General features: G+C 65.1%; 9 protein-coding genes. 3 read left to right on the forward strand and 6 right to left on the reverse strand.

From position 1 onward, the window contains the following. The coding region (pdxA, locus tag JHD73_RS25390; protein ID WP_199032935.1) for a 4-hydroxythreonine-4-phosphate dehydrogenase PdxA at nucleotides 1-1,002 on the forward strand (1,002 nt) is incomplete at its 5' end. 36 nt (nucleotides 1,003-1,038) lie between these two features. Beyond that, nucleotides 1,039-1,884, forward strand: coding sequence for a 16S rRNA (adenine(1518)-N(6)/adenine(1519)-N(6))-dimethyltransferase RsmA (gene rsmA, locus JHD73_RS25395; protein WP_199032936.1), 846 nt, complete (start codon nucleotides 1,039-1,041; stop codon nucleotides 1,882-1,884). On the opposite strand, the gene JHD73_RS25400 is transcribed toward rsmA, so the two are convergent. The 3 genes from JHD73_RS25400 to JHD73_RS25410 all read right to left on the reverse strand — a co-directional run bounded on the left by JHD73_RS25400 (nucleotide 1,871) and on the right by JHD73_RS25410 (nucleotide 4,149). Then, a complete protein-coding gene (locus tag JHD73_RS25400) occupies nucleotides 1,871-2,776 on the reverse strand; it encodes a DMT family transporter (RefSeq protein ID WP_199032937.1) in 906 nt (301 codons plus the stop codon). The genes rsmA and JHD73_RS25400 overlap by 14 nt on opposite strands. Beyond that, nucleotides 2,760-3,167 carry a lactoylglutathione lyase gene (gene gloA, locus JHD73_RS25405; protein WP_199032938.1) on the reverse strand — a complete coding sequence of 136 codons (408 nt, stop codon included), beginning with the start codon at nucleotides 3,165-3,167 and terminating at the stop codon, nucleotides 2,760-2,762. Before gloA ends, JHD73_RS25400 begins: the two co-directional genes overlap by 17 nt. Before the next feature lie 79 nt (nucleotides 3,168-3,246). Further along, complete coding sequence (locus JHD73_RS25410; RefSeq protein WP_199032939.1) at nucleotides 3,247-4,149, reverse strand: LysR family transcriptional regulator; 903 nt, start codon at nucleotides 4,147-4,149, stop codon at nucleotides 3,247-3,249. Nucleotides 4,150-4,256: 107 nt separating this feature from the next. On the opposite strand from JHD73_RS25410, the gene JHD73_RS25415 reads away from it, so the two are divergent. Further along, nucleotides 4,257-5,147 (forward strand): NmrA/HSCARG family protein, encoded by an 891-nt coding sequence (locus tag JHD73_RS25415; protein ID WP_199032940.1) that lies wholly within the window; start codon nucleotides 4,257-4,259, stop codon nucleotides 5,145-5,147. A 13-nt stretch (nucleotides 5,148-5,160) separates the two neighbouring features. Here the strand turns inward: JHD73_RS25415 and JHD73_RS25420 are convergent, their stop codons facing one another. The 3 genes from JHD73_RS25420 to JHD73_RS25430 all read right to left on the reverse strand — a co-directional run. Continuing rightward, nucleotides 5,161-5,757 carry a dual specificity protein phosphatase family protein gene (locus JHD73_RS25420; protein ID WP_199032941.1) on the reverse strand — a complete coding sequence of 199 codons (597 nt, stop codon included), beginning with the start codon at nucleotides 5,755-5,757 and terminating at the stop codon, nucleotides 5,161-5,163. Nucleotides 5,758-5,770: 13 nt separating this feature from the next. After that, a complete protein-coding gene (locus JHD73_RS25425; protein WP_199032942.1) occupies nucleotides 5,771-6,262 on the reverse strand; it encodes a hypothetical protein in 492 nt (163 codons plus the stop codon). Beyond that, nucleotides 6,259-7,175 (reverse strand): glycosyltransferase (locus JHD73_RS25430; protein WP_199032943.1); only part of this gene is annotated, 917 nt, incomplete at its 5' end. The genes JHD73_RS25425 and JHD73_RS25430, both read right to left, overlap by 4 nt.

The raw sequence follows: 7,175 nt of genomic DNA on the forward strand, positions 1-7,175 counted from the left end.
GGCGAGCCCGCCGGCATCGGTCCCGACATTACCGTGGCAGCGCTGCTGCATCTGGCGCGGCAGACATCGTCGCGCTATGCCGATGTGCAGTGGCACGTGATCGGTGATGCCGCGTTGCTGCAAGCCCGTGCCGATGCCATTGGCCAGGGCGACTTCTGGCGCGTGGCGTCCACGGCGCTGACCATCGTGGAGCGCCCGCTCGGCGCACCGGTGCGCGCGGGCGTGCTTGACGCGGCCAATGGGCGCTACGTGCTCGATCTGCTTGACGCTGCCATCGACGGCTGCCTGCACGACACGGCGGATGGTGCACGCTACGACGCGATGGTCACGGCGCCGGTGCAGAAGAGCACCATCAACGATGCCGGTGTGCCCTTCACCGGCCATACCGAATACCTGGCCGAACGCAGCCACACACCGCGTGTGGTGATGATGCTGGCCGGTCCGCAGCCCGCGCACAACAACGCGATGCTGCGCGTGGCCCTGGCGACCACGCATCTGCCGTTGCGCGAGGTGCCGGATGCCATCACGCCTGCCGTGCTCGACGAGACGCTGGACATCGTGCAGCGTGACCTGCGCGCCCGCTTCGGGCTGAGCGCACCGCGCATTCTCGTGACCGGGTTGAACCCGCATGCCGGCGAGTCGGGCCACCTCGGCCGCGAAGAAATCGATGTGATCGAGCCTGCCATTGCCCGCGCGCTGGATCGTGGCATCCATGCCCGTGGCCCGTATCCGGCCGACACGCTGTTCCAGCCGCGCCTGCTGGCCGATGCCGATTGCGTGCTGGCGATGTATCACGACCAGGGTTTGGCGCCGCTCAAGTACGGCACCTTTGGCCACGGTGTGAACATCACACTGGGCTTGCCGTTCGTGCGCACGTCGGTTGACCACGGCACCGCGTTGACACTGGCCGGCACGGGCCGCGCCGAGTTCGGCAGCATGCTCGAGGCGATCGACACCGCCATCGCCATGGCTCGGCATGCCTCTCGGGCAGCACGTTCCTGATTTCCGCTTTCACCTTTTTTGATTTCGAGTTTCGCGATGGCACGATCCACGACCGGCGTTCACCAGGGGCATCAGGCCCGCAAGCGCTTTGGCCAGAACTTCCTGGTCGATGACGGCGTGATCCACGCCATCGTTGCGGCCATTGATCCGAAGCCCGACGACGTGCTTGTCGAAATTGGCCCCGGCCTGGGCGCGCTCACCGTGCCGCTCATGGAGCGTGTGCGTACATTGCAAGTGGTCGAGTTGGACCGTGACCTCGTGGCGCGCCTGCAGCGGCGCTTTGGCGATCGGCTGATCGTGCATGCGGGCGACGCGCTGGCTTTCGACTTTGGTGCGTTGCATGAGGCTGACCGGCCGCTGCGCATTGTCGGCAACCTGCCGTACAACATCTCCAGCCCGCTGCTGTTTCACCTGGCTACGTTTGCCGACCGCGTGCGCGATCAGCACTTCATGCTGCAGAAAGAGGTGGTCGACCGCATGGTGGCCGAACCGGGCAGCAAGGCGTTCAGCCGGCTGTCGGTGATGTTGCAGGTGCGGTACTACATGGAGCCGGTGCTGGATGTGCCGCCGGGCTCGTTCAACCCGCCGCCGAAAGTGGATTCCGCCGTGGTGCGGATGATTCCGTGGCCGGCGGACAAATCGCCCTATGCGCCGGTGGGCATGCGCGCGCTGGGTACGGTGGTGACGATGGCGTTTTCGCAGCGGCGCAAGGTGCTGCGCAACACGCTGGGCGCGCTGCGTGACGTGATCGATTTTGAGGCACTGGGCTTCGACCTGGGTCGTCGCGCAGAAGAAGTGCCGATAGCGGACTTTGTGGCGGTGGCGAACGCGCTGCCGGCCAACCGCATCGCCAGCAGCGCGACAGACCTTACCGAAGATTGACGAGCAGGATGCCCGAGAGCACCAGCGCCGCAGCCAGCGCAAAGCGCAGGCCGACCGGCTCGTGCAGCAGCAGTACACCAAAGGCCACGCCAAACAGCGGCGTCAGGAACGAGAACACCGATAACCGCGACGCCAGGTAGCGGCGCAGCAACCAGAACCACGTCAGGTAGCTGAAAAACGCAATCAGCACGGACTGATAGGCAAGGCTGGCCAGTGCGGTTGGCGTCAGGTTGGCCGTGAAGGCTTGGCCGGTGCCCGCGGCCATCACCATCAGCAATACCGCGGAGACGGCCAACTGGTACAGCAGCGTCTTTGCCGCCGGCGCATTCGACAGCTTGCTCGCGCGCACGACGATGGTCGTTGCTCCCCATAGCGCGCCCGCCACCACACCCAACGCATCGCCAAACGACGTCGATGGGCCGGCTGCTGGGTGCAGCATGCCGTCGGCAAACGCGAGCACGATCCCGGCAAATGCAATCCCGATGCCGATCCACTGGCGCGGCCGCAGGTGTTCGCCCGCCACGAAGACGTGCAGCCCGAGCGCGGTAAAGATCGGCGCGGTGTACAGAAACACCGCCATGCGCGAGGCTGTGGTGTAGCCCAGACCGATGAAGATGCACAGGAACTCGGCGCCGAACAGGAGGCCCGCCATCAGCCCGCCGGGCAGTGTGCCATCGCGCACCGACAGGCATGTGCCGCGCCACAGCGCAAACGCCAGCACCAGCACCGAGGCGATGGTCGAACGCACGCCGGCCTGCATGACCGGGCCGACGTCGTGCGTTGCGACCTTGATGGCCACCTGCTGGAAGCCCCAGCACATGCACAACACCACCATCAGGCCGATGGCGGTGCCGTCCAATGGGCGGCGGACCGCGTCAGTGGCGGTTGCCATCGGGCATCGAGCGTGCCTGGATCAGCTCGATCTTGTAGCCATCCGGATCTTCCACAAACGCGATGACGGTGCTGCCGCCCTTGACCGGGCCGGCCTCACGCGTGACCTTGCCGCCGGCATTGCGGATCTGGTCGCAGGCTTGCGCAGCGTTGTCGACTTCGATGGCGAGGTGGCCGAACGCCGTGCCGAGGTCGTACTCGCTCACGCCGTAGTTGTAGGTCAGTTCGATGACGGTGTTGCCGGCTTCCGGGCCGTAGCCGACGAAGGCCAGCGAGTACTTGTACTCCGGGTTGTCGCTGGTGCGCAGCAGTTGCATGCCGAGCACCTTGGTGTAGAAGTCGATCGAGCGCTGCATGTCGCCGACGCGCAGCATGGTGTGGAGCATTCGCATGGGGGTTCCTACCTGGAGAACTGCAAAGAGGCGTTATTTTAGGGCGCCCTGGGCAAACGCGCTGATGGCCGGAAAGCTCTCAAGCTGTCAGGCCAACTTCACCCTTCAGCGCATCGACCAGAAAATCAGCAAACAGGCGCGTGCGTGCCAGCGGTGTGCGTGTCGGGTGCCAGACGAGTTGGACGGGCGTTGGCGGCGGCTCGAACGGCACCAGCACGATCTCGATGCGCCCCGCATCCAGCAGGTGACGCACTTGCCATAGCGGCCCGAAGCCGATGCCCAGCCCCTGCGCCACACCCTCGATGGCGGAAGTGCTGGCATCTGCGCGAAAGCGTCCACCCACCTTCACACGGTGCAGCTTGCCGTCGATCAGGAACGGCCAGGTGCTCTCTTGTCCGGGGACGGGCCGTACCACGCATGCGTGCTGTGCAAGGTCTGACGGGTGCTGTGGATAACCGTGTCGAGCGAAGTAGTCGGGTGTGCCAAACACCACACGCCGCAACACGCCCAGGCGCCGCGCCTTCAGGTCCGAGTCAGGCAGGTCACCGATGCGCACCGCCAGGTCCAGATCCTGCCCGATCAGATCGGCAAAGGCGTCCGTGAGGGCTAGGTCGACTTCCACGCGCGGATGGCGCGCCATGAATTTCGCGACGATGGGCACGAGGTAGGTTGGTGCGAACAGTACCGGCGCGCTGATGCGCAGCACGCCAGACGGTTCGTCGCGCAGTTCGGCGGCTTCGGCCCAAGCCTCGTGGATTTCAGCAAACGCGGGCTTCACCCGACGGTAGAACGCCATACCGGCCTCGGTCGGGCTGCAACGGCGTGTGGTACGCCGGATCAGCGCGATGCCGATGCTCTGCTCCAGCAATGCCAACGCGCGGCTGACCGCTTGTAGTGAGCGCCCGAGCTGGCGTGCTGCAGCGGTCAGGCTGCCGGCCTCCACCACAGCGATGAAGACGGCAATGTCGTCAGCGCGATCCATGAATTCTCCTGATTATCGGGAGGATGTATTCGTCAATAACCATATTCTCTCAGGATATGACGCAATCTACGATGCACGCATCTCTCTCGCTAAACAAGGAGCGCGTGATGTCGAAGTCGGTGCAGACGGTATTGGTGGTAGGGGCGGCCGGGAAATTTGCTGGCCTGGTCGTGCCGGAACTGGTGGCGCGCGGCGTGCGCGTGCGCGGTCTGGTGCGGGACGAGCGGGGCGCGGCGCAGGCACGCCAGCGTGGCGCCACCGAGATCGCCATCGGTGACCTACGCGACGTCGCTTCGCTGGAGCGTGCGGTGGCGGGCGTGGATGGCGTGTTCTACATCGGTCCGGCCTTTGCGGCGGAAGAAACGCAGATGGGCCTGAACATGATCGATGTGGCGAAACGTGCAGGCGTGCGGCGTTTCGTGTTCTCGTCGGTGATCCAGCCGACCGACACATCGTTGGAGAATCATGTCGTCAAGGTGCCGGTGGAAAGCGCGCTGTACGCGTCTGGCATGGCCTACACGATCTTGCATCCGGCCAATTTTTTTCAGAACCTGGCGCGCGGCTGGGACGGCATCGTCGCGCAGGGGCGCCTTGCCGAACCGCTGCCGGCGCAGACGCGCGTGGTGCGGGTCGACTATCGCGACGTGGCGGAAGTGGCTGCCATTGCGCTGACGTCGGATCGCCTCGCCTACGGCACGTTCGAGCTGTGCAGCGACGAGGCTCCAACGCGCGGTGAAATCGCCCGGCTCATCAGCGATGCGCTGGGCCGTGAGATCGCGGCGGTGGAGATTTCATTTGAGCAATGGTCCGCGCGTGCAGCGCAGCTGCTCGACGCACATCAGCTGCAGATGCTGGGGAATGTCCAGAAGCACTATGCGCAGCACGGACTGCGCGGCAATAGCCTGACGTTGCGCGCCATTCTCGGCCGGCCGCCGCGCTCGCTGGCGCAATACATTGGCGAGCTGGCCGCGACCACGCGTGTGCCAAGCATGGCTTGATGCGGCGAGAGGCTTAGCCCTGCGCCTCGACCTGCTGGCGCAGCTGCTGGATGTCGACACGCTGCAGATAGCGCGTGATGTTCTGCCAGATCGAGTGGAAGCCATATCCGCCGTGCTGCAGTTCATCCAGTGCCTGCTCCTTCGTCCAGCCCTGGTACACCACGCGATACAGCGCCGACACCAGCCCCGTGCGGTCCGCACCATGCTGGCAGTGGATCAGCACCGGGCCGTCGCGTTCGACTTCGTGCAGGGCCTTGAGCGCGGTGACCATGTCTTCGTCGCGGATGTTCCACGTGTTGATCGGAATGCGTTGCATGGTGATGCCGCTGCCCGCCAGGATCTCGCTGTCTGAGTGGAAGGCGCGGAAGCTGATGACCTTCTTGATGCCGAGCTTCTGCAACTGCGGGACATCGCCCTTTGAAAGCTGCGCGCTGCGGTAGAGCGACGGTGTGATGCGGTGCAGGTTGTTCACCGGCGCGTCCGCTACGCTTTGCGCCCACTGGAGCGGGCGGCTGGCCGACGATTGGATGGGCGACGTGGTGTCTGCGTGGGCCGGTTGAAGGTGGCTGGTCAGCAGGAGCGCGGCGGCCGCAAGGGCGAGAATTCGCATGGTGGTGGGCAAGTCAGCGCGCGACGATGCGCGTGCGTGAGAGGAAGAACAGTACGACGGCCGCGGCGCTCATGGTCCAGTAGTCGGTTGGGGCAAAGGCCGCCCAGTGGATATGCCAAGGCACATTGGCAGGCGTGAACTTCGCGATGCCGTAAGCGGGGTTCAGCACGAACCAGAGGAAGTCCTCCACCAGCCAGAAGACCATGATGCAGGCGATGATGCGTGCCTCGATGCGCCACGACCACTGGCCGTTGAAGACCACCGGCAGGTGGAAGAACAGGGCCACGAACGGAAACACCCATGCGTGGTAGCCCGTCATCGGGCGGCCGCCCCAGAAGAGATCGAGCAGCCAGTGCTTTTCGATGCGCCACGTGGGCAGATTGGCGGCCCAGCCGGCGCTGCCTTCGATCTGGATCTCGACGTTCGCAAAGAAGAAGCCAAGCAGCACCACCCAGGCCACCAGCGCCAGCGTGCGGCGTTGTGGAATGAAGTCGGTGGCGTTCATGCGGCGCGGGCTTGTGCGGTGAGGTCCAGCACCCGGTCGAGCACGAACTGCCCCGCGTTTGGACGACCCAGGGGCGCAATCTTGTGCCGCATCGCCGTCAGTCGATCCGGCTCCTTGAGCAACGCTTGAATGCGGAATTCAAGCGCGGCATCGTCGATGGCCTTGAGTGCGACGCCTTGCTCCAGCAGGAAGTCGGCATTGCGCTCTTCCTGGCCGGGGATGGGCGAGTTGACGATCATCGGCAACTGCATGGCCAGGCATTCGGAGGTGGTCAGACCGCCCGGCTTGGTGATGACCAGGTCGGCGCAGGCCATCAGGCGCTCCACCTGATGCGTGAAGCCCTGCGGGAACAGGCGCCCCGGATGGCGCTGGGCAACACGTTGCAGCGCTTCCAGCATCGTCTGGTTCTTGCCTGCCAGCGCGATAAGCTGGAAGTCACCTTCCATCCCCAGCAGCCGCTCGGCCAGGGCATCGAGGCCGCCCAGGCCGGCGCCTCCCGACATCATCAGGAAGGTTTTGCGCTTCGGGTCGATACCGAACTCTGCCGCACATGCAGAGCGGTCAAGCGGCTTGCCGAACGCCGGCATCACGGGAATGCCGCTCACGTGCACGGCATCGGCCGCCAGCCCGCGCTCGCGCATGCGCCACGCAATCTCTTCATTGGCCGCGAAGTAACCGCGCATGTTCGGCACGATCCACATGCTGTGCAGATCGAAGTCCGTCACCTGCACCCAGACCGGCACGTCCAGGCGCTCTTTGCGCAGTTCTCGGGAGAGCAGCTCCGCTGGCAGGAAGTGCGTGCAGATGATGGCGTCGGGGCGCTGTCGCTTGATCTCGGCCAGCAACGGGCGGCTGTTCAGCCGCTCGACCGCGCGGCGGATCTTCTGGGAGAACGCGCTGGGCGCTGTCTCAT

It is taken from the genome of Ralstonia sp. ASV6 (genome assembly GCF_016429285.1).
GTDB lineage: Bacteria > Pseudomonadota > Gammaproteobacteria > Burkholderiales > Burkholderiaceae > Ralstonia > Ralstonia flaminis.